Source organism: Burkholderia sp. Bp8963 (genome assembly GCF_003854275.1).
Taxonomy (GTDB): Bacteria; Pseudomonadota; Gammaproteobacteria; order Burkholderiales; family Burkholderiaceae; genus Burkholderia.
Genome location: NZ_QTQP01000008.1, coordinates 120,541 through 147,390, shown reverse-complemented (window position 1 = coordinate 147,390; position 26,850 = coordinate 120,541). Strand labels below are relative to the sequence as shown.

The 26,850-nt window shown below is 66.2% G+C and carries 27 protein-coding genes and 4 tRNA genes; 27 read left to right on the top strand and 4 right to left on the bottom strand.

Going from position 1 to position 26,850, the window contains the following annotated elements; all coding sequences use genetic code 11:
• The first annotated feature begins 35 nt into the window (after positions 1-35).
• From rpmF to nagZ, 21 genes are all read left to right on the top strand, one after another.
• A complete protein-coding gene (rpmF, locus tag DID96_RS09290; RefSeq protein WP_006051932.1) occupies positions 36-215 on the top strand; it encodes a 50S ribosomal protein L32 in 180 nt (59 codons plus the stop codon).
• A 129-nt stretch (positions 216-344) separates the two neighbouring features.
• Positions 345-1,451, top strand: a complete 1,107-nt coding sequence (plsX, locus tag DID96_RS09285; protein ID WP_124599061.1) for a phosphate acyltransferase PlsX — start codon at positions 345-347, stop codon at positions 1,449-1,451.
• Positions 1,452-2,441 (top strand): beta-ketoacyl-ACP synthase III, encoded by a 990-nt coding sequence (locus DID96_RS09280; protein ID WP_124599060.1) that lies wholly within the window; start codon positions 1,452-1,454, stop codon positions 2,439-2,441.
• Between the two features lie 85 nt (positions 2,442-2,526).
• Entirely contained in the window at positions 2,527-3,459 is a 933-nt protein-coding gene (gene fabD, locus DID96_RS09275; RefSeq protein ID WP_124599059.1) for an ACP S-malonyltransferase, read from the top strand.
• A 36-nt stretch (positions 3,460-3,495) separates the two neighbouring features.
• The gene (gene fabG / locus DID96_RS09270) at positions 3,496-4,245 is read left to right on the top strand and encodes a 3-oxoacyl-ACP reductase FabG (protein ID WP_124599058.1); all 750 of its coding nucleotides are present in this window, start codon (positions 3,496-3,498) and stop codon (positions 4,243-4,245) included.
• Between the two features lie 144 nt (positions 4,246-4,389).
• Entirely contained in the window at positions 4,390-4,629 is a 240-nt protein-coding gene (gene acpP, locus DID96_RS09265; protein ID WP_004197638.1) for an acyl carrier protein, read from the top strand.
• Between the two features lie 149 nt (positions 4,630-4,778).
• Positions 4,779-6,011, top strand: a complete 1,233-nt coding sequence (gene fabF / locus DID96_RS09260) for a beta-ketoacyl-ACP synthase II (RefSeq protein WP_124599057.1) — start codon at positions 4,779-4,781, stop codon at positions 6,009-6,011.
• An 11-nt stretch (positions 6,012-6,022) separates the two neighbouring features.
• Positions 6,023-6,505 carry a hypothetical protein gene (locus DID96_RS09255; protein ID WP_124599056.1) on the top strand — a complete coding sequence of 161 codons (483 nt, stop codon included), beginning with the start codon at positions 6,023-6,025 and terminating at the stop codon, positions 6,503-6,505.
• A 104-nt stretch (positions 6,506-6,609) separates the two neighbouring features.
• Complete coding sequence (gene rpoE, locus DID96_RS09250; RefSeq protein ID WP_124599055.1) at positions 6,610-7,209, top strand: RNA polymerase sigma factor RpoE; 600 nt, start codon at positions 6,610-6,612, stop codon at positions 7,207-7,209.
• A gap of 84 nt (positions 7,210-7,293) precedes the next feature.
• Positions 7,294-7,908, top strand: a complete 615-nt coding sequence (locus DID96_RS09245) for a sigma-E factor negative regulatory protein (protein ID WP_124599054.1) — start codon at positions 7,294-7,296, stop codon at positions 7,906-7,908.
• Positions 7,909-7,913: 5 nt separating this feature from the next.
• Positions 7,914-8,969 carry a MucB/RseB C-terminal domain-containing protein gene (locus DID96_RS09240; RefSeq protein ID WP_124599053.1) on the top strand — a complete coding sequence of 352 codons (1,056 nt, stop codon included), beginning with the start codon at positions 7,914-7,916 and terminating at the stop codon, positions 8,967-8,969.
• Between the two features lie 16 nt (positions 8,970-8,985).
• The gene (locus DID96_RS09235; RefSeq protein WP_124599052.1) at positions 8,986-10,455 is read left to right on the top strand and encodes a DegQ family serine endoprotease; all 1,470 of its coding nucleotides are present in this window, start codon (positions 8,986-8,988) and stop codon (positions 10,453-10,455) included.
• Positions 10,455-10,703, top strand: coding sequence for a glutaredoxin family protein (locus DID96_RS09230; RefSeq protein ID WP_124599051.1), 249 nt, complete (start codon positions 10,455-10,457; stop codon positions 10,701-10,703). The genes DID96_RS09235 and DID96_RS09230 overlap by 1 nt, the downstream gene beginning before the upstream one ends.
• 133 nt (positions 10,704-10,836) lie before the next feature.
• Positions 10,837-12,630, top strand: a complete 1,794-nt coding sequence (gene lepA, locus DID96_RS09225) for a translation elongation factor 4 (RefSeq protein ID WP_124599050.1) — start codon at positions 10,837-10,839, stop codon at positions 12,628-12,630.
• Between the two features lie 16 nt (positions 12,631-12,646).
• Complete coding sequence (gene lepB, locus DID96_RS09220; RefSeq protein WP_124599049.1) at positions 12,647-13,540, top strand: signal peptidase I; 894 nt, start codon at positions 12,647-12,649, stop codon at positions 13,538-13,540.
• Between the two features lie 153 nt (positions 13,541-13,693).
• On the top strand, positions 13,694-14,920 hold the full coding sequence (rnc, locus tag DID96_RS09215; protein ID WP_124599048.1) for a ribonuclease III: 1,227 nt from the start codon (positions 13,694-13,696) through the stop codon (positions 14,918-14,920).
• A gap of 63 nt (positions 14,921-14,983) precedes the next feature.
• Entirely contained in the window at positions 14,984-15,883 is a 900-nt protein-coding gene (gene era / locus DID96_RS09210; RefSeq protein WP_124599047.1) for a GTPase Era, read from the top strand.
• Positions 15,870-16,718: a DNA repair protein RecO gene (recO, locus tag DID96_RS09205; protein ID WP_124599046.1), complete on the top strand. Its 849-nt coding sequence runs from the start codon at positions 15,870-15,872 to the stop codon at positions 16,716-16,718. The genes era and recO overlap by 14 nt, the downstream gene beginning before the upstream one ends.
• Positions 16,715-17,488 carry a pyridoxine 5'-phosphate synthase gene (gene pdxJ, locus DID96_RS09200; RefSeq protein ID WP_124599045.1) on the top strand — a complete coding sequence of 258 codons (774 nt, stop codon included), beginning with the start codon at positions 16,715-16,717 and terminating at the stop codon, positions 17,486-17,488. Before recO ends, pdxJ begins: the two co-directional genes overlap by 4 nt.
• A gap of 105 nt (positions 17,489-17,593) precedes the next feature.
• Positions 17,594-18,028 carry a holo-ACP synthase gene (gene acpS / locus DID96_RS09195; RefSeq protein WP_124599044.1) on the top strand — a complete coding sequence of 145 codons (435 nt, stop codon included), beginning with the start codon at positions 17,594-17,596 and terminating at the stop codon, positions 18,026-18,028.
• 15 nt (positions 18,029-18,043) lie between these two features.
• Positions 18,044-19,072 (top strand): beta-N-acetylhexosaminidase, encoded by a 1,029-nt coding sequence (nagZ, locus tag DID96_RS09190; protein WP_124599043.1) that lies wholly within the window; start codon positions 18,044-18,046, stop codon positions 19,070-19,072.
• A gap of 85 nt (positions 19,073-19,157) precedes the next feature.
• Here the strand turns inward: nagZ and DID96_RS09185 are convergent, their stop codons facing one another.
• The 3 genes from DID96_RS09185 to earP all read right to left on the bottom strand — a co-directional run bounded on the left by DID96_RS09185 (position 19,158) and on the right by earP (position 22,704).
• A complete protein-coding gene (locus DID96_RS09185; RefSeq protein WP_124599042.1) occupies positions 19,158-20,543 on the bottom strand; it encodes a sigma-54 dependent transcriptional regulator in 1,386 nt (461 codons plus the stop codon).
• Positions 20,544-20,814: 271 nt separating this feature from the next.
• Positions 20,815-21,372 carry an elongation factor P gene (gene efp, locus DID96_RS09180; protein ID WP_124599041.1) on the bottom strand — a complete coding sequence of 186 codons (558 nt, stop codon included), beginning with the start codon at positions 21,370-21,372 and terminating at the stop codon, positions 20,815-20,817.
• Between the two features lie 126 nt (positions 21,373-21,498).
• Positions 21,499-22,704 (bottom strand): elongation factor P maturation arginine rhamnosyltransferase EarP, encoded by a 1,206-nt coding sequence (gene earP / locus DID96_RS09175; RefSeq protein WP_124599040.1) that lies wholly within the window; start codon positions 22,702-22,704, stop codon positions 21,499-21,501.
• A gap of 77 nt (positions 22,705-22,781) precedes the next feature.
• Between earP and uvrC the strand changes: the two genes are divergently transcribed.
• The 6 genes from uvrC to DID96_RS09145 all read left to right on the top strand — a co-directional run bounded on the left by uvrC (position 22,782) and on the right by DID96_RS09145 (position 26,140).
• Positions 22,782-24,830 carry an excinuclease ABC subunit UvrC gene (uvrC, locus tag DID96_RS09170; protein WP_124599039.1) on the top strand — a complete coding sequence of 683 codons (2,049 nt, stop codon included), beginning with the start codon at positions 22,782-22,784 and terminating at the stop codon, positions 24,828-24,830.
• An 83-nt stretch (positions 24,831-24,913) separates the two neighbouring features.
• Entirely contained in the window at positions 24,914-25,501 is a 588-nt protein-coding gene (gene pgsA / locus DID96_RS09165) for a CDP-diacylglycerol--glycerol-3-phosphate 3-phosphatidyltransferase (protein ID WP_124599038.1), read from the top strand.
• A 140-nt stretch (positions 25,502-25,641) separates the two neighbouring features.
• Positions 25,642-25,717 (top strand) — tRNA-Gly (locus tag DID96_RS09160).
• A 49-nt stretch (positions 25,718-25,766) separates the two neighbouring features.
• Positions 25,767-25,842: transfer RNA gene (locus DID96_RS09155), tRNA-Gly, on the top strand.
• Between the two features lie 50 nt (positions 25,843-25,892).
• Positions 25,893-25,968: transfer RNA gene (locus tag DID96_RS09150), tRNA-Gly, on the top strand.
• A gap of 98 nt (positions 25,969-26,066) precedes the next feature.
• Positions 26,067-26,140 (top strand) — tRNA-Cys (locus tag DID96_RS09145).
• A gap of 119 nt (positions 26,141-26,259) precedes the next feature.
• Here DID96_RS09145 and DID96_RS09140 read toward each other — a convergent pair.
• Complete coding sequence (locus tag DID96_RS09140; protein WP_124599037.1) at positions 26,260-26,763, bottom strand: GAF domain-containing protein; 504 nt, start codon at positions 26,761-26,763, stop codon at positions 26,260-26,262.
• Between the last annotated feature and the right edge of the window lie 87 nt (positions 26,764-26,850).

Here is a 26,850-nt window from a genome sequence, read left to right as displayed (position 1 = left end):
TGTGTTAGAATCCGGAAAATTTTTAGGAGTTAGTCATGGCAGTCCAGCAAAACAAGAAGTCGCCGTCGAAGCGCGGCATGCATCGTTCGCACGATTTCCTGACGGCAGCGCCGCTGGCAGTCGAGCCGAGCACGGGTGAAGTGCATCTGCGCCACCACGTCAGCCCGAACGGCTACTATCGCGGCAAGAAAGTCGTCAAGACGAAGAACGACTAAGCGTCAAGTCACGCGTTGCGCGCTACGCTAGCCGTTCGCGTGACAACTGGTTCGCTTGACACTTTCCTGGCTCGACAAAAAGGCGGCATTCAACTGCCGCTTTTTTGTGCCTGAAATTCGTCGCATTCCATGACAGTAAAGCTCACAATCGATTGCATGGGAGGCGACCACGGCCCGTCCGTGACCGTTCCCGCGGCAGTCAAGTTCGTTCGCGCACATCCCGATGCGCACCTGATGCTCGTGGGCATCGAGAGTGCGATCCGTGCGCAACTCAAGAAGTGCAAGGCGCTCGACGACCCTGCGCTGACCATCGTGCCCGCCACCGAAGTCGTGGCGATGGACGATCCTGTCGAAGTGGCGTTGCGCAAGAAGAAGGATTCTTCGATGCGCGTCGCCCTCAATCACGTGAAGGAAGGCGAGGCCCAGGCCTGCATCTCCGCCGGCAACACCGGCGCGCTGATGGCCGTTTCCCGTTACGTGCTGAAGACGCTGCCCGGCATCGAGCGGCCCGCGATCGCGTTCGCGCTGCCGAATCCGACCGGCTACACGATGATGCTGGACCTCGGCGCGAACGTCGATTGCGAGCCGCAGCACCTGCTGCAGTTCGCAGAGATGGGGCACGCGCTCGTGGCCGCGCTCGAAGGCAAGGAGCGGCCGACGATCGGCCTCCTGAACATCGGCGAGGAAGTCATCAAGGGCAACGAGACGATCAAGCGCGCGGGCGAACTGCTGCGCGCCAGCACGCTCAATTTCCGCGGTAACGTCGAAGGCAACGACATCTACAAGGGCACCGTCGACGTGATCGTCTGCGACGGCTTCGTCGGCAACGTCGCGCTGAAGACGTCCGAAGGGCTCGCGCAGATGCTGTCCGACATCATCCGCGAGGAGTTCGGCCGCTCGCTGCTGTCGAAGCTGATGGCCTTTCTCGCGCTGCCGGTTCTGCTGCGCTTCAAGAAGCGCGTCGACCACCGCCAGTACAACGGCGCGGCGCTGCTGGGCCTGAAGAGCCTCGTGATCAAGAGCCACGGTTCCGCAGACGCCTACGCGTTTGAGTGGGCGATCAAACGCGGGTATGATGCCGTCAAAAATGGCGTCCTGGAGCGCCTCGCGAGCGCGATGGCGGATAATTCCGGATCGCTCGGCGACGCCGGGCACGACGCGAGTGGCGCGGGCCAGGCGAGTCCCGCCGCTGGCCAGCACGCCGAGCCTTCCGCTGCGCTATCCTCTAAGGCATAAATGGCCCAATCGACTCTCTATTCCCGCGTGCTCGGCACGGGCAGCTTCCTGCCGCCCGACCGCGTCACGAACCAGCAGCTGGCCGATCGTCTCGCGAAGGACGGCATCGAGACGAGCGACGAGTGGATCGTTGCGCGCACGGGCATCCATGCACGTCACTTCGCCGCACCGGACGTCACGACGAGCGACCTCGCACTCGAAGCGTCGCGCCGTGCGATCGAGGCGGCCGATATCGATCCGCAGTCGATCGACCTGATCATCGTCGCGACTTCGACCCCCGATTTCGTGTTCCCGAGTACCGCGTGCCTGCTGCAGAACAAGCTCGGCATCAAGAACGGCGGCGCCGCGTTTGACGTGCAGGCCGTGTGCTCCGGGTTCGCGTATGCGGTGGCGACGGCCGACAGCTTCATCCGCAGCGGCCAGCACCGCACGGCGCTGATCGTCGGCGCGGAGACGTTCTCGCGCATTCTCGACTTCACCGACCGCACGACCTGCGTGCTGTTCGGCGACGGCGCGGGCGCGGTGATCCTGTCCGCATCCGAAGAGCCGGGCGTGCTCGGCAGCGCGCTGCACGCGGACGGCAGCTACTCGAACATCCTGTGCACGCCGGGCAACGTCAATCGCGGCGTGATCGAAGGCAGCGCATTCCTTCAGATGGATGGCCAGGCCGTGTTCAAGCTCGCGGTCAACGTGCTCGAGAAGGTCGCGGTCGAGGCGCTCGCGAAGGCGAACCTCGCACCCGAGCAGATCGACTGGCTGATCCCGCACCAGGCCAACATCCGCATCATGACGAGTACCTGCCGCAAGCTCGGCCTGCCGCAGGAGCGCATGGTCGTGACGGTCGCCGAGCACGGCAACACGTCGGCCGCGTCGATCCCGCTCGCGCTCGACGTCGCGGTGCGCGACGGCCGCATCAAGCGCGGCCAGCATGTGCTGATCGAGGGCGTCGGCGGCGGCTTCACGTGGGGCGCGTCGGTCTTCCGCTTCTGATCCCTGCGCGCGACTGCTGCTGCGCGCGCTCCCAACCGGCGCGCCGTTCGTGCGCGCCGTCCGAATCGATTCAATTGGGGACGATATGAAATTTGCGTTCGTTTTTCCGGGGCAGGGCTCGCAGTCGGTCGGCATGCTCAATGCATTCGCCGATCTGGCTGTCGTGCGCGAAACGCTCCAGGAAGCGTCCGATGCGCTCAACCAGGATCTCGGCAAGCTGATCGCCGAGGGTCCGGCTGAAGAACTGAATCTCACCACCAACACCCAGCCCGTGATGCTGACGGCCGCGTACGCGTGCTATCGCGCGTGGCAGCAGGCGGGCGGCCCGGCGCCGTCGATCGTCGCCGGCCACAGCCTCGGCGAATACACGGCGCTCGTCGCCGCTGGCGCGATCGCGTTCAAGGACGCGGTGCCGCTCGTGCGCTTCCGCGCGCAGGCGATGCAGACCGCGGTGCCGGTCGGCCAGGGCGGCATGGCCGCGATCCTCGGCCTCGACGACGACACGGTGCGCGCAGTATGCGCCGAAGCCGCGGAAGCGGGCGTGGTTGAGGCGGTCAACTTCAACGCGCCGGCGCAGGTCGTGATCGCCGGCAACAAGGCGGCCGTCGAGAAGGCCTGCGAGATCGCGAAGGCGAAGGGCGCGAAGCGCGCGCTGCCGCTGCCGGTGTCGGCGCCGTTCCACTCGTCGCTGCTGAAGCCGGCGTCGGACCAGTTGCGCGACTACCTCGCGAACGTCGACGTGAAAGCGCCGCAGATTCCGGTGGTCAACAACATCGACGTTGCGGTGGTCAGCGATCCTGCCGCGATCAAGGACGCGCTGGTGCGCCAGGCGGCAGGCCCCGTGCGCTGGGTCGAATGCGTGCAGCACATCGCCGGCACGGGCGTCACGCACGTGATCGAATGCGGCCCCGGCAAGGTGCTCGCAGGCCTCACGAAGCGCATCGACGGCAACCTGACGGGTGCGTCGGTGTTCGATCCGGCGTCGCTCGACGAAGCGCTCAAGCTGGCGACCGCCTGACGCGGCGCCTTTCCCGAAGAAACGGACTTTCGATTCATGGAAAAGACTCTCGATAAACAGGTTGCGATCGTGACCGGCGCGTCGCGCGGCATCGGCCGGGCGATCGCGCTCGAGCTGGCGCGCCAGGGCGCGACGGTGATCGGCACGGCGACGAGCGAATCGGGCGCGGCCGCCATCTCGGCAGCGTTCGCGGAAGCGGGCGTTGCGGGCCGCGGCGCGGTGCTGAACGTCAACGACGCGGCGGCTGCCGAGGCGCTGATCGACGCAACGGTCAAGGAATTCGGTGCGCTGCACGTGCTCGTCAACAACGCGGGCATCACGCAGGACCAGCTCGCGATGCGCATGAAGGACGAGGACTGGGACGCGGTGATCGACACCAACCTGAAGTCGGTGTTCCGCCTGTCGCGCGCGGTGCTGCGCCCGATGATGAAGGCGCGCGGCGGCCGCATCATCAACATCACGTCGGTGGTCGGCTCGGCCGGCAACCCGGGCCAGGCGAACTACGCGGCCGCGAAGGCCGGCGTCGCCGGCATGACCCGCGCGCTCGCACGCGAAATCGGCAGCCGCGGCATCACGGTCAACTGCGTCGCGCCGGGCTTCATCGACACCGACATGACGAAGACGCTGCCGGAAGAGCAGCAGACCGCGCTCAAGTCCCAGATTCCGCTCGGCCGCCTCGGCAGCCCGGAAGACATCGCCCATGCCGTCGCGTTCCTCGCATCGCCGCAGGCCGGTTATATCACCGGCACGACGCTGCACGTGAACGGCGGCATGTACATGTCGTAAGCATTTTCGTTTACCATCCGCGCCGTATCCGGTTTCTGGCGGATTCGGCGCTTGATCGACCATCAAGCCAACGCGCGTTTTTGGCGGCAGCAAACCTGATAAAATGCGCGCACTTGTAAATTTGAACTTTCCCTCGGAGGGGTAATGGACAATATCGAACAACGTGTCAAGAAAATCGTCGCTGAACAACTGGGCGTCGCGGAAGCCGAGATCAAGAACGAAGCTTCGTTCGTGAACGACCTGGGCGCCGACTCGCTCGACACGGTTGAACTGGTGATGGCGCTGGAAGACGAGTTCGGCATGGAAATCCCGGACGAAGAAGCAGAGAAGATCACGACGGTTCAGCAAGCGATCGATTACGCTCGCGCAAACGTCAAGGCGTAAGCGCCGTCCGCGCTTTTCGCCTGGCCGCATTTGACGCGCCATCCTGCCGGCATCTTCGCCGGACGGGCTAACAGCCACAGGGCTCGCAGGGCTGGTTCCTGTGGCCACTGTGGCTTTTGTTTTTGTCATCCAATGGAAAAGAGGTTACCGTGAGCCGCCGTCGTGTTGTCGTTACAGGCCTGGGGCTGATTTCGCCTGTTGGCAATAATGTTGCCGACGGCTGGGCCAATCTCGTCGCCGGCAAGTCCGGCATCGCCACCGTCACCAAATTCGATGCGTCGAACCTGGCCGTGCATTTCGCCGGCGAGGTGAAGGGCTTCAGCGCCGAGGAGTACATCCCGGCGAAGGAAGCGCGCAACATGGATACCTTCATCCATTACGGCATCGCCGCCGGCATCCAGGCATTCAAGGACAGCGGGCTGGAAGTGACCGAAGCCAATGCGGAACGCATCGGCGTGATGGTCGGATCCGGCATCGGCGGCCTGCCGATGATCGAAGACACGCACGCGACGTATACGGAGCGCGGCGCGCGCCGGATCTCGCCGTTCTTCGTGCCGGGTTCGATCATCAACATGATCTCGGGCCACCTGAGCATCATGTTCGGCCTGAAGGGCCCGAACCTCGCGGCCGTCACGGCCTGCACGACCGGCCTGCACAGCATCGGCCTCGCCGCGCGCCTGATCCAGGCCGGCGACGCCGACGTGATGGTTGCGGGCGGCGCGGAATCGACGGTGTCGCCGCTCGGCATCGGCGGTTTCGCGGCGGCGCGCGCGCTGTCGACCCGCAACGACGATCCGGCCACTGCGTCCCGTCCGTGGGACAAGGACCGTGACGGCTTCGTGCTGGGCGAGGGCGCGGGCGTGATGGTGCTCGAAGAGTACGAAGCGGCGAAGGCGCGCGGCGCGACGATCTATGCGGAAGTCTCGGGCTTCGGCATGACGGGCGACGCGTACCACATGACCGCGCCGAACATGGACGGCCCGCGCCGCTGCATGGTCGCGGCGCTGCGCGACGCCGGCGTGAACCCGGACGAAGTGCAGTACCTGAACGCGCATGGCACGTCGACGCCGCTGGGCGACAAGAACGAGTCCGACGCGGTGAAGGCGGCATTCGGCGAGCACGCGTACAAGCTCGTCGTGAACTCGACGAAGTCGATGACGGGCCACCTGCTGGGCGGCGCGGGCGGCCTCGAGTCGGTGTTCACGGTGCTGGCGCTGCACAACAACGTGTCGCCGCCGACCATCAACATCTTCAACCAGGACCCCGAGTGCGATCTCGATTACTGCGCGAACACCGCGCGTGACATGAAGATCGACGTGGCCGTGAAGAACAACTTCGGCTTCGGCGGTACCAACGGCACGCTGGTGTTCAAGCGCGTCTGACGCGGGATCGCTTGACGAGTCCGTTCGTTAATCCGGCCGGGTGCCCGCAGCGGATCACGCTGCGGGCCTCGGCCGTGTCGTATCTGGTGCTCGCCGTTTTCGTCGCGTCGGCTGCGTGCGCGGTGCATCTGTTCCTCGCGCCGCGGGCCGGCGTGGCGGCCGGTGCCGCTGGCGCGATCGCGGTGGCGGTGCTGCTGGCCTATGGCGCGGCGCGCGCCTGTGCGCGGCGGCTGCCGGCGGAGCTGCGGATCGACGCACTCGGGGAGGTTGCGGCGTTTGGCCGCACCGGGCGGTTGCTCGCGCGCGGCCGCGTGACGGGCCATGCGCACTGGAGCAGCCTGCTGCTCGTGCTGTCGGTCGGGCCCGACGGGTCGAAGGGGCCGAACGGACGCTGGGCGCGCACGCTGCTGATTCCGGCCGACGCGCTCGATGCGGCGTCGTTCAGCGCGCTGTCCGTGCTCGCGCGGACTGCGGGCGCGGCGGGTCGTGCATGACGGCGGTGCATGACGGCGGTGCGGTTACGGACCGTAACCAGCACCCGGCGCGGGAACGCTACAATATTGCTCCGCGTTGCATCCCTAGTTAACGGATTTGTCAGGTGAGTGAAAAAGAAATCGATCAGGTTCTGGTCGAGCGCGTACAGAAAGGCGACAAGGCGGCGTTCGAACTCCTGGTCTCCAAATACCACCGCAAGATCATTCGGCTGATATCGCGCCTCGTGCGGGATCCCGCCGAGGTCGAGGATGTGGCCCAGGACGCGTTCATCAAGGCCTACCGCGCGCTGCCGCAATTCCGCGGCGAGTCGGCGTTCTACACGTGGTTGTACCGGATTGCCGTGAATACGGCGAAGAACTACCTTGCGACGCAAGGCCGCCGGGCGCCGACCTCGACCGAGGCGGATGCCGAGGAAGCGGAAACTTTCTCCGACGCAGACCAACTAAGGGATATCAACACGCCTGAGTCGATGTTGATGAGCAAGCAGATTGCGGAGACGGTCAACGCTGCAATGGCCCTCTTGCCCGAAGAGCTGCGCCAGGCAATCACGCTGCGCGAGATCGAAGGGCTGAGCTACGAGGAAATCGCGGAAATGATGGGCTGCCCGATCGGGACGGTCCGCTCGCGGATTTTCCGGGCTCGCGAGGCAATCGCTGCAAAATTGCGTCCGCTACTCGATACCCCCGAAGGCAAGCGCTGGTAAGCGCTTCGGGGAACGGAGCGGGTCGGGGTCTAGTTACGGATAGAGTCGTGCATTCACGACGGGGTGTGCAAGATGGGGAGCATCATGGGGTCGGTCAATACGCAGTCGCAGGCGTGCTCGCGCAGCGAACGCCTTTCCGCTCTGGTCGACGGCGAAACGTTCGACGGCTCGGATCACGGGCAGTTTCTGGCTGGGTTCGATCGCGCGGATCGCGCTGCGTGGGCCCATTATCACCTGATCGGTGATGCGCTGCGCTCGGACGAGCTGGCGCTGTCGCCGGTGCTGAGCGCGTCGTTCACCGCACGCATGTCGGCCTGCCTCGAGGCCGAGCCGCATCTGCTCGCGCCGGCCGCCGCGCCGGTCACCCGCAAGCTGCTGTCGCTGCGCCGGCGCGTCGTGCCGGCGTTCGCCGTGGCGGCCGCGGCTGCCACGCTGACGTGGATCGTCGTCCCGCAGATGCAGACGGCCAGCGCGCCGGGCGTCCAGGTCGCATCGGTATCCGCGCAGCAGCAAGGCAACCTGCAGCGCGTGACGGTCGCGCAGGCGCCGTCGCAGCCGGGGCTGGCCGACGCCAACATCATTCGCGACGCGAGTCTCGATCAATACCTTGAAGCGCACCAGCAATTCGCGCAGCAGCCCGTCGTCACGGGTTCGATGCCGCTGATCCGCGCTGCCGTGACCACGACGCCAGGCCAATAAATCCGATGCGGACTTTGCGGTTGAATCAAGCCATCTACGGATGGATGCGGCTGCCGGCCCTCCTGCTTTGCGCAGCCGCTCTGTTGTCCGTTCAATCCCTTCAAGCCAACGCCCAGCAGCCGGACGATCCTGTCGCGACCCGCAAGGGTGCCGCGGAGTGGCTCGACCGCATCCAGCAGGCGGCGCAGCAGCAGAGTTACGAAGGTACGTTCGTCTACCAGCGCGGCGGGTTCGTGCAATCGTCGCGGATCGTGCATTACGCGTCCCGCGACGGCGAATTCGAGCGGATCGAGAGCCTCGACGGCAAGCCGCGCAAGCTGCTGCGGCATAACGACGAGCTTTACACGTTCGTACCCGAGCGCAAGCTGTGCGTCGTCGAGCGCCGCCAGGCCCGCGATTCGTTTCCTGCGCTGCTCGGCGCGAGCGGCGAGCACGTGATGTCGGTCTACGACGCGAAGCTGCTCGGCAAGGACCGCGTGGCGGGGCTTGACGCGCAGGTCGTCGAACTGGTGCCGAAGGATGCGTACCGCTTCACCTACAAGCTGTGGGCCGACGCTCGCACGGGCCTGCTGCTGCGCTCGCAGACGCTCGACGCGAGCGACCACGTGCTCGAGCAGATCGCGTTCTCGCAACTGCAGCTGGGCGGTGCGGGCGCCGGCGACAAGAACGCGATCGCGGCGGGCATGAAGAACCTGAGCGGCTGGACGGTGGTACGTCCGCCGGTGTCGCCGGTCGACATGGAGGCGCAGGGCTGGCAGCTCGCGCCGAGCGTTGCCGGCTTCCAGAAGATCCGCGAGGTGCGGCGCCCGATGGCCGCGCGCGACGCAGGCGACCCGCCGATTCCGGTCGACCAGGCCGTCTTCACCGACGGGCTTGCGACGATCTCCGTTTTCATCGAACCTGCCGACAAGAACACGCGCAAGGAAGGCGCGGGCAGCACGGGCGCGACGCACGTGCTCGTCAAGCGCCGCGGCGACTACTGGATCACCGTGCTCGGCGAAGTGCCGCCGGCCACGTTGCAGCAGTTCGCGTCTGCCATAGAATATAAGGCTTCCAAGTAACGCTTCCGTTTCCGACATGATGAAACTCACGCTGCGCAAATGGCTGGCCGTTGCGGCGGTGGCGGCTTGCCTGCCACTCGTGCCGCATACCGCGGCCGCGGCTCCCGGGGCGAGCCTGCCCGATTTCGCGGATCTCGTCGAAAAGGTGGGGCCGGCCGTCGTGAACATCCGGACGACGGCGAACGTGCCGACGGCCGGCCCGCGCGGCGCATTTCCGCCGGGCTTCGACAACGGCGACATGTCGGAATTCTTCCGGCGCTTCTTCGGCATTCCGCTGCCGCAGGCGCCTGGCAACCCGAAGAACGCACCGGCGCCTGACAATCCGCCCGACACCGAGCAGAACCGCGGCGTCGGCTCAGGCTTCATCCTGTCGGCCGACGGCTACGTGATGACCAATGCGCACGTCGTCGACGATGCCGACACGATCTACGTGACGCTGACCGACAAGCGCGAGTTCAAGGCGAAGCTGATCGGTGTCGACGATCGCACCGACGTCGCGGTCGTCAAGATCCAGGCGTCGAGCCTGCCGGTCGTCGCGATCGGCGATTCGAACAAGGTGCGCGTCGGCGAGTGGGTCGTCGCGATCGGCTCGCCGTTCGGCCTCGACAACACCGTCACGGCCGGCATCGTCAGCGCGAAGGGGCGCAACACGGGCGACTACCTGCCGTTCATTCAGACCGACGTGGCCGTGAACCCCGGCAACTCGGGCGGCCCGCTGATCAACATGCAGGGCGAGGTGATCGGCATCAACTCGCAGATCTACAGCCGCACCGGCGGTTTCATGGGCATTTCGTTCGCGATCCCGATCGACGAGGCGATGCGCGTGGCCGAGCAGCTGAAGGCGTCGGGCAAGGTGACGCGCGGCCGGATCGCGGTCGCGATCGGCGAGGTGACGAAGGACGTGGCCGACTCGATCGGCCTGCCGAAGGCGGAAGGCGCGCTCGTCAGCAGCGTCGAGCCGGGCGGACCGGCCGACAAGGCGGGCGTGCAGCCGGGCGACATCATCCTGAAGTTCAACGGCCGTCCGGTCGAGACGGCGTCGGACCTGCCGCGCATGGTCGGCGACATGAAGCCGGGCGCGAAGGCGGCGATCACCGTGTGGCGCAAGGGTCAGTCGCGCGATCTGCCGATCGTGATCGCCGAAACGCCGACCGATACGACGGCGAAGGCCGACACGGCCAAGAAGGTGCCGCAGAAACCGCGCCAGAGCAACGCGCTCGGCCTCGCGGTCAGCGACATTCCGGCCGACCAGCTGAAATCGCTGAAGCTGAAGAACGGCGTGCAGGTCGACAACGTCGACGGCCCGGCAGCGCGTGCGGGCCTGCAGCGCGGCGACGTCGTGCTGCGCATCGGCGACACCGACATCACGAGCGCGAAGCAGTTCGCCGACGTCACCGCGCAGCTCGACCCGCAAAAGGCGGTCGCGGTGCTCGTGCGGCGCGGCGACAACACGCAGTTCATCCCGGTCCGTCCGCGCCAGAAGTGATGCGGGCGCCGGTGTTCACGCTCTACGGCCGCGGCTGGTGCCACCTGTGCGACGACATGCGCGACGCACTGGCGCCGGTGGCGGCCGAATTCGGCGTGGCGGTCGATTATGTCGATATCGACGCGGATGCGGCCCTCGTCGCGCGCTATGACGAGGACGTGCCCGTGCTGCTGCTGGATGGCGCCGAAGTGTGCCGCCACCGCTTCGACGAGACCCGGGTGCGGAATGCGCTCACCGCGCGGCGCTGAGGCCCGGTGGCGGACGTCCGCCAAAATGCCGCCCGGCAAAGGGCTTTTCGGCTAAAATAAGCCGTTTTTTCACCGACTTACAAGGCGTGCTCCGCGGTCGTCGAGCGCGCCTTTTTCGCTTGATCGGCACTGAATGGATCATATTCGCAATTTCTCGATCATCGCGCACATCGACCATGGCAAGTCGACACTCGCGGATCGCATCATCCAGGTATGCGGCGGGCTCGCCGACCGTGAAATGGAAGCGCAGGTGCTCGACTCGATGGATATCGAGCGCGAGCGCGGCATCACGATCAAGGCGCAGACTGCTGCGCTGTCGTATCGTGCGCGCGACGGCAAGGTGTACAACCTGAACCTGATCGACACGCCGGGGCACGTCGACTTCTCGTACGAAGTCAGCCGTTCGCTGTCGGCGTGCGAGGGCGCGCTGCTCGTCGTCGACGCGAGCCAGGGCGTCGAGGCGCAGACCGTCGCGAACTGCTACACGGCGATCGAGCTGGGCGTGGAAGTCGTGCCGGTGCTGAACAAGATCGACCTGCCGGCCGCGAACCCCGAGAACGCGATCGCCGAGATCGAGGACGTGATCGGCATCGACGCGATGGACGCGACGCGCTGCAGCGCGAAGACGGGCCTCGGCGTCGAGGACGTGCTCGAATCGCTGATCGCGAAGGTGCCGCCGCCGAAGGGCGATCCGGACGCGCCGCTGCAGGCGCTGATCATCGACTCGTGGTTCGACAACTACGTCGGCGTCGTGATGCTCGTGCGCATCGTCAACGGCACGCTGCGTCCGAAGGAAAAGATCAAGCTGATGGCGACCGGCGCGCAGTACCCGGTCGAGCACGTCGGCGTGTTCACGCCGAAGTCGCGCAACCTCGAATCGCTGTCGGCCGGGCAGGTGGGTTTCATCATCGCCGGCATCAAGGAACTGACCGCCGCGAAGGTCGGCGATACCGTCACGCACGTGACCAAGTCGGCCGCCGAGCCGCTGCCGGGCTTCAAGGAAGTGAAGCCGCAGGTGTTCGCGGGCCTGTACCCGGTCGAGGCGAACCAGTACGACGCGCTGCGCGAGTCGCTGGAAAAGCTGAAGCTCAACGACGCGTCGCTGCAGTACGAGCCGGAAGTGTCGCAGGCGCTCGGCTTCGGCTTCCGCTGCGGCTTCCTCGGCCTGCTGCACATGGAAATCGTGCAGGAGCGGCTCGAGCGCGAGTTCGACATGGACCTCATCACGACCGCGCCGACCGTGGTCTACGAGGTCGTGCAGAGCGACGGTTCGACGATCCGGGTCGAGAACCCGGCGAAGATGCCCGAGCCTGCGAAGATCGGCGAGATCCGCGAGCCGATCGTCACCGTGAACCTGTACATGCCGCAGGACTACGTCGGCTCGGTGATCACGCTGTGCGAGCAGAAGCGCGGCTCGCAGATCAACATGCAGTACCACGGCCGCCAGGTGCAGCTCACGTACGAGATCCCGATGGCCGAGATCGTGCTCGACTTCTTCGATCGCCTGAAGTCGGTGTCGCGCGGCTATGCGTCGATGGACTACGAGTTCAAGGAATACCGCACGTCGGACGTCGTGAAGGTCGACATGCTGATCAACGGCGACAAGGTCGACGCGCTGTCGATCATCGTGCACCGTTCGCAGTCGCAGTACCGCGGCCGCGAAGTGGCCGCGAAGATGCGCGAGATCATCCCGCGCCAGATGTACGACGTCGCGATCCAGGCCGCGATCGGCGCGCACATCATCGCGCGCGAGAACATCAAGGCGCTGCGCAAGAACGTGCTGGCGAAGTGCTACGGCGGCGACATCACGCGGAAGAAGAAGCTGCTCGAGAAGCAGAAGGAAGGCAAGAAGCGGATGAAGCAGGTGGGTTCGGTCGAGATCCCGCAGGAGGCGTTCCTCGCGATCTTGCGCGTCGAAGACAAATAACAGGACTGATCCTTTTATGAATTTTGCGCTGATTCTTTTTGTGCTCGTCGCACTGACGGGCGTGGCGTGGGTTTTGGACAAATTGGTGTTCCTGCCGCGGCGTCGGCGGGCGGCGGACGAGGCGGTCAAGGAGTTCGACCGCCAGCAGTCGCGCGTCGACAAGCGTTTCGCCGACGAGAACGCGGCGCAGACCCGTTCGAAGCTGCGCGACGAGAAGCTGCGCCAGCCGTGGTGGCTCGAGTACACCGCAAGCTTCTTCCCGGTGATCCTCGCGGTGTTCGTCGTGCGTTCGTTCATCGTCGAGCCGTTCAAGATCCCGTCGGGCTCGATGGTGCCGACGCTGCTCGTCGGCGACTTCATCCTCGTCAACAAGTTCGACTACGGCCTGCGCATGCCGATCACGAACGCGAAGATCACGCAGGGCCGCCCGCTCGAGCGTGGCGACGTGGTCGTGTTCCGCTATCCGAAGGATGAGTCGGTCGACTACATCAAGCGCGTGATCGGCCTGCCGGGCGACACGATCGCGTACCAGGACAAGCAGTTGACGATCAACGGCAAGCCGGTTGGCGAGACGCCGCTTGCCGACTACTTCGACGACGAGCGCCAGAATTACGCGAAGCAGTTCGAGGAGTCAATCGGCGGCCGCACGAACGTGATCCTCAACAACTCCGCCGTGCCGCCATTCGTGATGGGCGCGTACGACTATCCGTATCGCGACAATTGCACGTACAACAGCCGCGGCGTGATCTGCAAGGTGCCGGCCGGCCACTACTTCATGATGGGCGACAACCGCGACAACAGTGCGGACAGCCGCTACTGGGGTTTCGTGCCGGACAAGAACATCGTCGGCCGCGCGTTCTTCATCTGGATGAACTTCAGCGACCTGAAGCGCATCGGCTCGTTCAACTGATCCCGCTCGACTCGCACGCAATACGCAACGCACGGGCCGCGAAGCGTATTGCCGAACTACTTTAAGAACCGGCGGTAACACCGCCACGTCACGCCTTTTCGGGGCCGGTCGCGTCGTTTCGGCACGACCGGCGCCCGCGTTATACTCCTGCACATGCCCCTATCCCAGTTGGAAAGCCGGCTGCGCTACGAATTTCGCAATGCGGAATTGTTGCGCCAGGCTTTGACCCATCGCAGTCACAGTGCCACGCATAACGAACGGCTCGAGTTTCTCGGCGACTCCGTTCTGAATTGCGCGGTGGCCGCCCTTTTGTTCCAGCGTTTCAGCAAGCTGGACGAAGGCGACCTGTCGCGCGTGCGCGCCAACCTCGTCAAGCAGCAGTCCCTGTACGAAATCGCTCAGGCCCTGAATATTTCCGATGGGCTGCGGCTCGGCGAAGGCGAGTTGCGCAGTGGCGGCTTCCGCCGGCCGTCGATCCTCGCGGACGCGTTCGAAGCCATCATCGGGGCCGTGTTCCTCGATGGCGGCTTCGAAGCCGCCCAAGGGGTCATCAAGCGGCTTTACGTGCCGATTCTCGACCACATCGATCCGCGCACGCTCGGCAAGGATGCGAAGACGCTGCTGCAGGAGTACCTGCAGGGGCACAAGATCGCGCTGCCGACCTACACGGTCGTCGCGACGCATGGTGCGGCGCACAATCAGCAGTTCGAGGTCGAATGCACGGTGCCGAAGCTGGACGTCAAGGTGTCCGGTTCCGGCGCAAGCCGCCGCGCGGCCGAGCAGGCCGCGGCGAAGAAGGCGCTCGACGAGGTGATGGCGGCTGCGCCGATGCCGGCCGCGAAGCCGAAGCGTTCGAAAAACGCGCGTGCGGCCAAGCATGTCGAGCCGGAAATCGTGCCCGGCGTGAAAGGCGTGCAGGAAGCGCTCGATCTGCGCTCGCCCGAGCGCAAGGAGCGCGCCGCGGCACGCGCCGAAGCGAAGGCTGTGCCGGCCGCGGGCGACGTGGCGGAGCAGGGCGAGCGGGCTGTTCCGGCCTCGGTGGCCGCGATCCGCGCTGCGCACGTCGAACATGGCGCGGAAAAGGCCGAGCGGGCCGCGAAGCCGGTGGCGGACAAGGCCGGTGACCGGACCGACGCCGCACCGAAAGCCACCGACAAGCCTGCAGGCCAGCCCGATACCGGGTCGGGCGGCACCGACAACGCAGCCGATCACACCGACGCCGCGCCGCGGACCGACAAGCCGGCGGCCGACGCCGCGCCGCGAGCGGCCGCGGAGCGCGCGACGCTGCGCGTGCGCGACGCGGAAGCCGGACCGGACGCGTCGCCTGGCGGACCGAGCCTCGCCGCTGCCCAGGCGCCCGTGGCCGATGCCGACCACTGACACATTGCCCATCGATCGTGCCGCGCACCGCGCGGCCGGTTCCGAACCTGTTTCCCAATCGATATGAACGCTACCGCTCCTACTGGTTTCCGCTGCGGCATGATCGCGATCGTGGGCCGTCCGAACGTCGGCAAGTCGACGCTGATGAACGCGCTCGTCGGCCAGAAGATCAGCATCACGTCGCGCAAGGCGCAGACGACCCGCCACCGCATCACCGGCATCAACACGTTCGACGACGCGCAATTCGTGTTCGTCGACACGCCGGGCTTCCAGACCCGCCACAGCACCGCGCTGAACCGCTCGCTGAACCGCGCGGTCACGTCAACGCTGACGTCGGTCGACCTGATCCTGTTCGTGATCGAGGCCGGCCGCTTCGGGCCCGACGACCAGAAGGTGCTCGACCTGATCCCGCCCGGCACGCCGACGCTGCTGATCGCGAACAAGATCGACCGCGTGACCGACAAGGCGACGCTGTTCCCGTTCATGCAGAAGATGAGCGCGCTGCGCGAATTCGCCGAACTCGTGCCGCTGGCGGCCAGGCAGCCGGAAGATATCAAGCGCCTGCTGGAGACGATCAAGCCGTACCTGCCGGAGGGCGAGCCGATCTACGGCGAGGACGAACTGACCGACCGCAGCTCGCGCTTTCTCGCGGCCGAGATCCTGCGCGAGAAGGTGTTCCGCTGGACCGGCGACGAACTGCCGTACACGAGCACCGTCATCATCGACAAGTTCGAGGAGGAAGGGCGCCTGAAGCGCATCTTCGCGACGATCCTCGTCGAGCGCGATTCGCACAAGGCGATGGTGATCGGCAAGAAGGGCGAGAAACTCAAGCAGATCAGCACCGAGGCGCGGATGGACATGGAAAAGCTGTTCGACGGCCCCGTCTATCTCGAGACCTTCGTCAAGGTGAGGAGCGGCTGGGCCGACAACGAAGCGGGGCTTCGTGCCTATGGGTACGAATGACGGTGCGAATGACGCACTGACGTCGACCGAAGACGCGGCGGCGCCCGGCGCGGACGACGCGCCGCCTGCCGCGCCCCCCGCACCGCCGCGCAAGGCGCGGCGTGCGACCTCGCGCACGTCCGATTTTCGTGTCGCCGAGCAGCCGGCGTTCGTGCTGCACAGCTATCCCTATCGCGAAACGAGCCTGATCGTCGACGTGCTGACGCGCGATCACGGCCGGCTCGCGCTCGTCGCAAAGGGCGCGAAGCGCCCGCATTCCGCGCTGCGCGGCGTGCTGCAGACGTTCCAGCCGCTGCTGCTGTCGTGGTCCGGCAAGTCGGAGATGCGCACGCTGACGGGCGCCGAATGGGTCGGCGGGATGCTGCCGCTCGGCGGCGATGCGCTGCTGTGCGGCTTCTACGCGAACGAGCTGCTCGTGAAGTTCTGCGCGCGCGAGGATCCGCAGCCGCCGCTCTTCAATCACTACGTGGTGACGCTCACGCGCCTCGCGCACGGCGAGCCCGCGGTGCAGGTGCTGCGCTCGTTCGAACGCGTGCTGCTGCGCGAGACCGGCTATGCGATGGCGCTGAACCGCACGGTCGCGCGCCGCGCGGTCGAGGCCGACCGCCTTTACGTGTTCGATCCCGAGCGCGGCGTGCGCAACGCGGACGACGACGTGCCGTCGCATTGGCCGGTGGTGACAGGACAGACGTTGCTCGACATGGAGCAGGACGATTACCATCGAGCCCAGACGGTCGCGCAAAGCAAGACGCTGATGCGCTTTCTGCTGAACACCTATCTCGGTGGCACGCCGCTCGCGACGCGCCAGATCCTGATCGACCTGCAAAATCTATGAGCTTCTTCCTGACTTCGCCCACCGCCATCGATCTCGGCGTCAACATCGACCACGTCGCGACGCTGCGCAACGCGCGCGGCACGACCTATCCGGACCCGATCCGCGCGGCGCTCGCGGCCGAAGAGGCCGGCGCCGACGCGATCACGCTGCATCTGCGCGAGGACCGCCGGCACATCGTCGACGCGGACGTGCGCAAGCTGCGCCCGCTGCTGAAGACGCGAATGAACCTCGAATGCGCGGTGACGACCGAAATGCTCGACATCGCGTGCGAAGTGCAGCCGCACGACGCGTGCCTCGTGCCCGAAAAGCGCGAGGAGCTGACGACCGAGGGCGGCCTCGACGTCGCGGGCCGCTTCGAGGCCGTGAGCGCCGCGTGCAGGCAGCTCGCCGACGCGGGCGTACGCGTGTCGTTGTTCATCGATCCGGACGAGACGCAGATTCGCGCCGCGCACGAAGCCGGCGCGCCGGTGATCGAACTGCACACGGGCCGTTACGCGGACGCACACGACGCGGCCGAGCAGCAGCGCGAATACGAGCGGATCGTCGCGGGCGTGCAGGCCGGCGCGCAGCTCGGGCTGAAGGTGAACGCGGGGCATGGCCTGCACTATACGAACGTGCAGCAGATCGCCGCGATCGACGGCATCGTCGAGCTGAACATCGGCCATGCGATCGTCGCGCATGCGATTTTCGCGGGATGGGACAACGCGGTGCGCGAGATGAAGGCGATCATGGTCGCGGCCCGCGTTGCGGCGCTGCACGGCACGCGTTGAAGATGAAATGCCCCCACGCTCTCTCCGATCGCTCGGGGGGGCATAGCTCCCCCGTTTCCACAAAGCGTCTCTTTCCGCCCCTAGGGCGGCCCGGCGGGTGCTGACATGACGATCTACGGCATCGGCACCGATATCGTGCAGGTGAGCCGCATCGCGGCGGTGCTCGAGCGCACCGGCGGGCGGTTTGCCGAGAAAGTACTGGGGCCCGACGAGCTGCGCGTGTTCCGCGCCCGCCGCGCGCGCTCCGAGGCGCGCGGCATCGCGTTCCTCGCGACGCGTTTTTCCGCGAAGGAAGCGTTCTCGAAGGCGATCGGGCTTGGCATGCACTGGCCGATGACGTGGCGCGCGCTGCAAACCCTCAACCAACCGAGCGGCGAACCGTACGTCGTCGCGTCCGGCGAGCTGGCCGAGTGGCTCGCTGCGCGCGGTATCACCGCTCGCGTGACGGTCAGCGACGAGCGCGACTACGCAGTGTCGTTCGTGGTCGCCGAGACCGACTGGCCGACCCCGGCTCCGCCGGTTTCCCGAATCTCTTCCTGACGGACTCCCGAATCGATGAAAACGACTCCCGGCCCGGTCATGCTCGACGTCGTCGGCACGGCCCTGACGCGCGACGATGCGCGCCGTCTCGCCCATCCGAACACCGGCGGCGTGATCCTGTTCGCGCGGCATTTCGAGAACCGCGCGCAGCTGACCGCGCTGACCGACTCGATTCGCGCGATCCGCGAGGACGTGCTGATCGCCGTCGACCACGAAGGCGGCCGCGTGCAGCGCTTTCGCACCGACGGCTTCACGGTGCTGCCCGCGATGCGCCGCCTCGGCGAGCTGTGGGACCAGGACGTGCTGCATGCGACGAAGGTCGCGACGGCGGTCGGCTACATCCTTGCCGCGGAGTTGCGTGCATGCGGGATCGACATGAGCTTCACGCCCGTGCTTGACCTCGACTACGGCCACTCGAAGGTGATCGGCGATCGCGCGTTCCATCGCGATCCGCGCGTCGTGACGATGCTCGCGAAGAGCGTCAACCACGGGCTCTCGCTCGCGGGGATGGCGAACTGCGGCAAGCATTTTCCCGGGCACGGTTTTGCGGAAGCCGATTCGCATGTCGCGCTGCCGACCGACGACCGGCCGCTCGACACGATCCTCAAGCAGGACGTCGCGCCTTATGACTGGCTCGGCCTGTCGCTGTCGGCGGTGATCCCGGCGCACGTGATCTACACGCAGGTCGACGCGCTGCCCGCCGGCTTCTCGCGGGTCTGGCTGCAGGACATCCTGCGCGGCCGGCTCGGCTTCACGGGCGCGATCTTCAGCGACGACCTGTCGATGGAAGCGGCGCGCGAGGGCGGCACGCTCACGCAGGCGGCCGAGGCCGCGCTCGGCGCCGGCTGCGACATGGTGCTCGTCTGCAACCAGCCGGACGCCGCCGAAAGCGTGCTGAACGGGCTGAAGGCGCAGCCGTCGCCGGAATCGGTGCGCCGCATCAAGCGGATGCGTGCGCGCGGCAAGCCGGTCAAATGGGACAAGCTGGTCGCGCAGCCCGAGTATCTGCGCGCACAGGCGCTGTTGAGCAGCGCGTTCGCGTAAGGGACGCGCAGGTCGTTGCGGCCGCAACCACCGGCCGCAAAATGGCCGCAAAACGGCCGAATTCAGCCGGCCGTTCTTTCACCCGTCAATCCACTTTCATCCGCTGCAGCTTGTTGTACAGCGTTTTCGGGCTGATGCCGAGCAGTGTCGCCGCGCGATGGCGCGTGCCGCCGACCGCGTCGAGCGTCGCGCGGATCAGCAGGTCTTCGACGTCCGACAGTGGCGTGCCGACCTTGATCTGCACGCTGCTGCCGTTCAGCGCGGCGCCGGCCGAAAAGCTCGCTTCGCCGGCGCGCAGCGTATCGATGAAGTCGCCGGATGCGTCGTATGCGAAGCGCACGCGCTCCTGCAGTTCGCGCACGTTGCCCGGCCATTCGTAGGACAGGCACTCGCGCACGAAGCCCGGTGCCGCACGCTTGTCGGTCGTGCTGCGGCCGGTCGCGCGCGCATCGCGGTTCAGATCGTCGATCAGCGCGTCGGCGATCGACAGCGCATCGCCGTCGCGTTCGCGCAGAGGCGGCATCGTGATCGATGCCGCGTCGAGACGCAGCCACAGATCCTCGCGCAGCGTGCCGTTCGCAACCGCCTCGCGTGCCGGGCGGCGCGTGGTGGCGATCAGCCGGAAGTCGCTCGCAACCGCGCTCGTGCCACCGATGCGCATGAAGTTCTGCGAATCGAGCGCCTGCAGCAGCGCTTCCTGAAGCGCGAGCGGCAGTGCGGTGACCTCGTCGAGGAACAGCGTGCCGCCGCCGGCCTGTTCGAACAGGCCCGACTCGCGCCGCTCGGCGCCGTCGAACGCACCGCGCTCGTGGCCGAACAGCACGCTGTCGAGCGCAGCGCCGTGACGCCCCGCATGCGCGAGCGAGCGGCAGTCGAACGCGACGAACGGCCCCTTGCGGCGGCGGCTCAGGTCATGCAGCGTGCGCGCGGCCAGCTTCTTGCCGGTACCGGCTTCTCCCGAGAACAGCACGGCTGTCTCGGTGCGCGCGTTGTGCTCGATCATGTCGTACACGTGCTGCATCGGCTCGCTGCGGCCGACCAGCGCGCCGAAGCGGCCGAGATGCCGCAGCGACGCGCGCAGCGACTGCACTTCGTCGATCAGTTCGTACGGGCGGGGAATGCGTGCGAGCAGGCTGCGCAGGCGCGGAATGTTGATCGGCTTGAGCAGGTAGTCCCAGATACCGTGACGCAGGCCTTCGATCGCGCTTTCGACGGTCGCGTTGCCGGTCAGTACGATGACGGGCAGCGAACCGTTCGGCTGTTGCTGCGGCAGGTGCTGAAGCAGGTCGAACCCGCTGCCGTCCGGCAGATTCAGGTCGACGAGGACGACATCGGGAATCGAGCGGCCGAGCGCGGTGCGCGCTTCGGCGAGCGACGTTGCCGTGTCGACCGAGAAGCCGTCCGCGGCGAGCAGCGCGGTGAGTCCGGACAGACTATTGGGATCGTCTTCGACAATCAGGGCGTGTGGCATGGAGGACGCGTGTCGTGTCAAAAGAGGCGGGCCGTCGGCATTAATGCCGCAGCCGCATATCCAGATTAAAAACTGATTTTATGCCCCACTGCACGCGTGACGTACATTATTTCTCGGTCGCTATAAAACAGTTACAGATGATACAAATTGAATATCTTTACCGGTGGATTTTGTTGTGCTTCTCTCTACCGGCCGGCGGCGTGCTGTTGGGCCCGGACAAACAAAAAGCGCCCCGAAGGGCGCTTTGTTCGACATATTAATCGCTCGGCGATTATGCGCGGCTGCGGTATTCGTGCGTGCGCGTGTCGATTTCGATCTTGTCGCCGGTGTTGCAGAACAGCGGAACCTGCAGTTCGAAACCGGTTGCGAGCTTTGCGTTCTTCAGCACCTTGCCCGACGACGTGTCGCCCTTGACGGCCGGCTCGGTGTAGGTGATTTCGCGCACGAGAACCGTCGGCAGTTCGACCGAGATCGCCTTCTCGTTGTAGAACACGACTTCGCACGCCATGCCGTCTTCGAGGTAGTTGAGCGCTTCGCCCATCATTTCCGCTTCGACTTCGTACTGGTTGTAGTCGGCGTCCATGAACACGTACATCGGGTCGGCGAAGTACGAGTACGTCACTTCCTTGCGGTCGAGCACGACGACGTCGAACTTGTCGTCGGCCTTGTAGACCGATTCCTGGCCTGCGTTGGTCAGCAGGTTCTTCATCTTCATCTTGACGACAGCGGCGTTACGGCCCGACTTGTTGTATTCCGTCTTCGAGATGACCCATGCGTCGCTGCCGATCTGCACGACGTTGCCTACGCGGAGTTCCTGTGCGGTCTTCATAAAAAAACTGTCCTGATCAAATCAAATAAAGGGTGCCTGAGCGTTGCGCAACGGCGGACGGCGCAAGCGTACGTTCCGGGAGGCCCCAAAAGCGAGCGCTTGCGTGGTCAGCCGTCGGATAACCGCTTATTTTAACTGAGATTTTGCGTATTCCGCCAGCTTTCCAGCGAGATCGCCGACGGCGGCCAGCGCGTCGGCCCAGCCGGCCGCGTTCGCCTGCAGCGCCGCGCGGTGCTGCCAGAAATCGGCCCAGTCAGGCGTGCCGGCGCCGTTCCACGCATGCCAGAAGCGCGCGAGTGCGTCGCGCGGCGCAGCGGCGAGGCCGGCGCCGACGTGCGCAAGCGCAGCATCGAGCTTCGGCAGGTGCGCGTCGTCGGCCTGCGGATAGATGTGCCAGACGAACGGCCGGCGCGCCCATTGCGCGCGGACGAACGAATCCTCGCCGCGCACGAAATTCAGGTCGCTGACCCACAGCAACGGATCGTAGTCGGCCTGCGGGACGAACGCGAGCCCGTACGCGGTCAGGTTGCCGGCGCGCGCCTGCGCGCCGGCGCCGAATGACCCAACCCCGGACTCAACCCCGAAAAAGCGCGCGACGTGCGGCGACACGCGCCCCTCCGGCACGAGCGCGACGACGGGCGACGCGCCGTCGCGCCACTGCGCGAGCAGCGCGTCGACGGCGGGATTCTCGTACGCGAACAGGCTCACGACCGTCGTGCCGGGCGCGGGCGGCGCGCCGCCGGTCGCGCGCCACCACCATTCGGCCTGGGCTTGCGCGTGCGCGTCGAACGCCGCGCGGCGCGCATCGAGGTCGCGCTCCTTCAGCACGCCGCCGGTGCCGGCCGACAGGCCGGGGAAGAAGAACGTCTTGACGAGCGGGTAGCGCGGGTGCGGCGACGGCCGCAGGTGGAAATCCGCGACCCAGTCCTCGGCGCTCAGGTATTCGAGATTGATCCACACGGGCCGGCGCTCGCGGCGCGCCATCGCCGCCAGATACGCGCCCGGCAGCTCGCACGCGAACGCCTCGATCACGACGTCGGCGATCTCGAGCGCGTCGCCGACCTCGGCGTGCCAGTGTTCGATCACGACCCCGTCGGCGGTCTGCCGCCGCGCGTCGGGCTCGACGCCGGGCAGCAGGCGCGCGAACGTGTGCAGGTCGTCGATGAACAGGCGCACCTGCCAGCCATGCTCGTGCGCGAGCTGGCGCGCGAGGCGCCAGCACACGCCGATGTCGCCGAAGTTGTCGACGACGGTACAGAAGATGTCGCAGGCGAGCGGCTCGTCCGGCGTGGACGGGGACGGGATTGGGGGACGGGAGGCGGTGCGGGGCATCGAAGCGGGCGGGTGGAATGCTCTAAACTGGCGATTCTAATAGACCCGTTTAGCGCCATGCAGCGCCCGGATCACGCATGACATCCCCAGACGCCCCCGAAGCCTCGTTCGAACCGAAGAAGATCCTCGCGCAATTGCCGCACCTGCCCGGCGTGTACCGCTATTACGACACGGCGGGCACCGTGCTCTACGTCGGCAAGGCGCGCGATCTGAAAAAGCGCGTGTCGAGCTATTTCACGAAGACGCAGTTGTCGCCGCGCATCGCGATGATGGTCACGCGCATCGCGCGTGTCGAAACGACCGTCACGCGTTCGGAAGCGGAAGCGCTGCTGCTCGAGAACAACCTGATCAAGGCGCTCGCGCCGCGTTACAACATCCTGTTTCGCGACGACAAGTCGTACCCGTACCTGAAGCTCACCGCGCATCGCTTTCCGCGGATGGCGTATTACCGCGGCGCGGTCGACAAGCAGAACCAGTATTTCGGGCCGTTCCCGAGCGCGTGGGCCGTGCGCGAGAGCATCCAGATCCTGCAGCGCGTGTTCCAGCTGCGCACCTGCGAGGATTCGGTGTTCAACAACCGCACGCGGCCGTGCCTGCTGCACCAGATCGGGCGCTGCACCGCGCCGTGCGTCGGCGCGATCTCCGACGAGGACTACGCGCGCGACGTGTCGAATGCCGCGCGTTTCCTGCTCGGCCGGCAGTCCGAAGTGATGAAGGAGCTCGAACAGAAGATGCACGGCTTCGCAGCCGAGCTGAAGTTCGAGCAGGCGGCGGCCGTGCGCAACCAGATGAGCTCGCTTGCGACCGTGCTGCACCAGCAGGCGATCGAGGTCGGCAGCGACAGCGACGTCGACATCCTCGCGGTGGTCGCGCAGGGCGGCCGGGTGTGCGTGAACCTCGCGATGGTGCGCGGCGGCCGGCATCTCGGCGACAAGGCGTACTTCCCGACGCACGTCGAGAGCGCGCTGACGCTTGCGGAAGGCGGTCTCGAAGACGCCGCCGAGCCGGCCGGCGACGCGCTGGCCGACCAGCCGGCCGACCAGCCGGCCGCCGAAGCGGTCGATGAAGCGGTCGATGAAGCGGGCGGTATGCGCAGTGCGCCGGTATCGGTCGAGGCCGAGGTGCTCGACGCGTTCATCGCGCAGCACTATCTCGGCAACCGCGTGCCACCCGTGCTCGTCGTGAGCCACGCGCCCGCAAGCCGCGACCTGCTCGAACTGCTGTCCGAGCAGGCCGGCCACAAGGTGTCGCTGGTGCGGCAGCCGCAGGGGCAGCGGCGTGCGTGGCTGTCGATGGCCGAGCAGAACGCGAGCCTCGCACTCGCGCGGCTGCTGTCGGAGCAGGGCTCGCAGCAGGCGCGCACGCGTGCGCTGGCCGATACGCTCGCGTTCGAAAGCGACGATCTCGCGCAGTTGCGGATCGAGTGCTTCGACATCAGCCACACGATGGGCGAGGCGACCCAGGCGTCGTGCGTCGTCTATCACCATCACAAGATGCAGTCCGGCGAATACCGGCGCTACAACATCACCGGCATCACGCCCGGCGACGACTACGCGGCGATGCGCCAGGTGCTGACACGCCGCTACGAGAAGATGGTCGAGCAGGCGGCGCAGGCCGCGGCGGCCGACGAAGCGGCCGGCATCGACGCCGAATCGACGCACAAGGCCGAGGCCGCGAGCCTGCTGCCGAACATCGTGCTGATCGACGGCGGCAAGGGCCAGGTCGAGATCGCGCGGCAGGTGTTCACCGAGCTGGGTCTCGATACGTCGATGCTGGTCGGCGTCGCGAAGGGCGAGGGGCGGAAGGTCGGGCTCGAGACGCTCGTGTTCGCCGACGGCCGCACGCCGCTCGAACTCGGCAAGGAGAGCGCCGCGCTGATGCTCGTCGCGCAGATCCGCGACGAGGCGCACCGCTTCGCGATCACCGGCATGCGTGCGAAGCGCGCGAAGGCCCGCCAGACGTCGCGGCTCGAAGAGCTCGAAGGGGTCGGCGCGAAACGCCGGCAGCGGCTGCTGGCGCGATTCGGCGGGCTGCGTGGCGTCGTCGCGGCGAGTGTCGACGAACTCGCGAGCGTCGAGGGCATCTCGCGCGCGCTCGCCGAACAGATCTACCGGCAGCTGCACTGACCCGCGCCGCGTGGCCGGCCGCTTCGCTTGTGGCAGGGCGGTCGACGCGGCACAATTGCGAATCCTTTACTGTCCCGGATGCCATGCCGTTCAATTTTCCGATTTTCCTGACGTGGGTGCGGATCGTGCTGATCCCGCTCGTCGTCGGCGTGTTCTATCTGCCGGACACGGTGATGGCGCCCGGGCACCGCAATCTCGCGGCTGCGCTGATCTTCGTGCTCGCCGCGCTGACCGACTGGTTCGACGGCTACCTCGCGCGCAAGTGGAATCAGACGTCGTCGTTCGGCGCGTTCCTCGATCCGGTCGCGGACAAGCTGATGGTGACGGCTGCGCTGCTGATCCTCGTGCAGATCACGCGGGTCGACGCGGCGATCGCGCTCGTGATCGTCGGCCGCGAGATCGCGATCTCCGCGCTGCGCGAATGGATGGCACAGATCGGCGCGTCGAAGAGCGTCGCGGTGAATCAGCTCGGCAAGTTCAAGACGGCATGCCAGATGGTCGCGATCCCGATGCTGCTGTACTACGGGCCGCTGCCGCTCGGCTTCGCGACGATCGACACGCGCGTGTGGGGCGAGTGGCTGATGTATCTCGCGGCGGTGCTGACGATCTGGTCGATGCTGTACTACATGAAGCTCGCATGGCCGCAGATTCGCGAGCGTAGCCGCGTGTGATGCGAGCTGCGTTGGGTGCGCGAGAACCTTTTTGGAAAAAGGGCGCGAAAAACGCTTGACACCGGAATGTGCCTTCGACATAATCTCGCTTCTCCGCTGCACTGCAAAGCAAGTGCGGTGGAGCAGAAGTCAGGCGGTATGCGGGAGTAGCTCAGTTGGTAGAGCGCAACCTTGCCAAGGTTGAGGTCGCGAGTTCGAGACTCGTCTCCCGCTCCAGATTTCTGGCGGCGTGTTGTACGGCAAAGCGCTGCATATGCAGGACAATGCGGGAGTAGCTCAGTTGGTAGAGCGCAACCTTGCCAAGGTTGAGGTCGCGAGTTCGAGACTCGTCTCCCGCTCCAGGTTTTCTGGCGGCGCGTTGTACGGCAAGGCGCTGCACATGCAGGACAATGCGGGAGTAGCTCAGTTGGTAGAGCGCAACCTTGCCAAGGTTGAGGTCGCGAGTTCGAGACTCGTCTCCCGCTCCAGGTACTGGGGAAGCAAAGCTTCCCTTTTTATTTGATGGACCGACGGTCATCAATAAAATCTGTTGCTTGCCGGCATGGTGAGTGAACAGTCCGCTTACGGCGCGATAGCAAAGCGGTTATGCAGCGGCCTGCAAAGCCGTTTAGGCCGGTTCGACTCCGGCTCGCGCCTCCAGGTACGAAGAGAAAAAGCCCCGCAAAAGCGGGGCTTTTCTTTTATCCATTGCTCACCAGGCATCATGCCGCGATCGCGGCGGCGTTCGTCCACCTGCGATCGCGATCGTCGCGCACCGCTCAGCGGCGCGCCTTCTCCCATGCGTGTTCCACGAACACGCGGCACAGCGCTTCCATTCCTTGCCGGTCGTCGTCGTCGAAGCGCGCGGCAACCGGGCTGTCGACATCCCATACGCCGATCAGCGTGCCGTCGTTCGCGACGAGCGGCACGACGATCTCCGATTCGGACGCCGTATCGCACGCGATGTGGCCGGGGAATGCGTGCACGTCGCGCACCACCTGCGTGTCGCGCGTCTGCGCGGCCGTGCCGCACACGCCCTTGCCGAGCGCGATGCGCACGCACGCGGGCTTGCCCTGGAACGGGCCGACCACGAGCTCGGTGCCGTCGAAGAAATAGAAGCCGGCCCAGTTGAGCCGGTCGAGCGAGTGATAGACGAGCGCAGCGAAGTTCGCGGCGTTGGCGATCAGGTCGCGTTCCGACTCGACGAGCGAGCGGGCCTGCTCGACGAGCGTCGCGTATTGGTCGGCCTTCGACGCGTGCGGGTCGTTGGACAGCGTGAACATGGCAGGAATGCGGGAATGGTTGTCGAAATTGCGCGATGCGCGTATGTGGCAGTCTACGGCACATGTCGACGACGTGCAGCGCGCGTA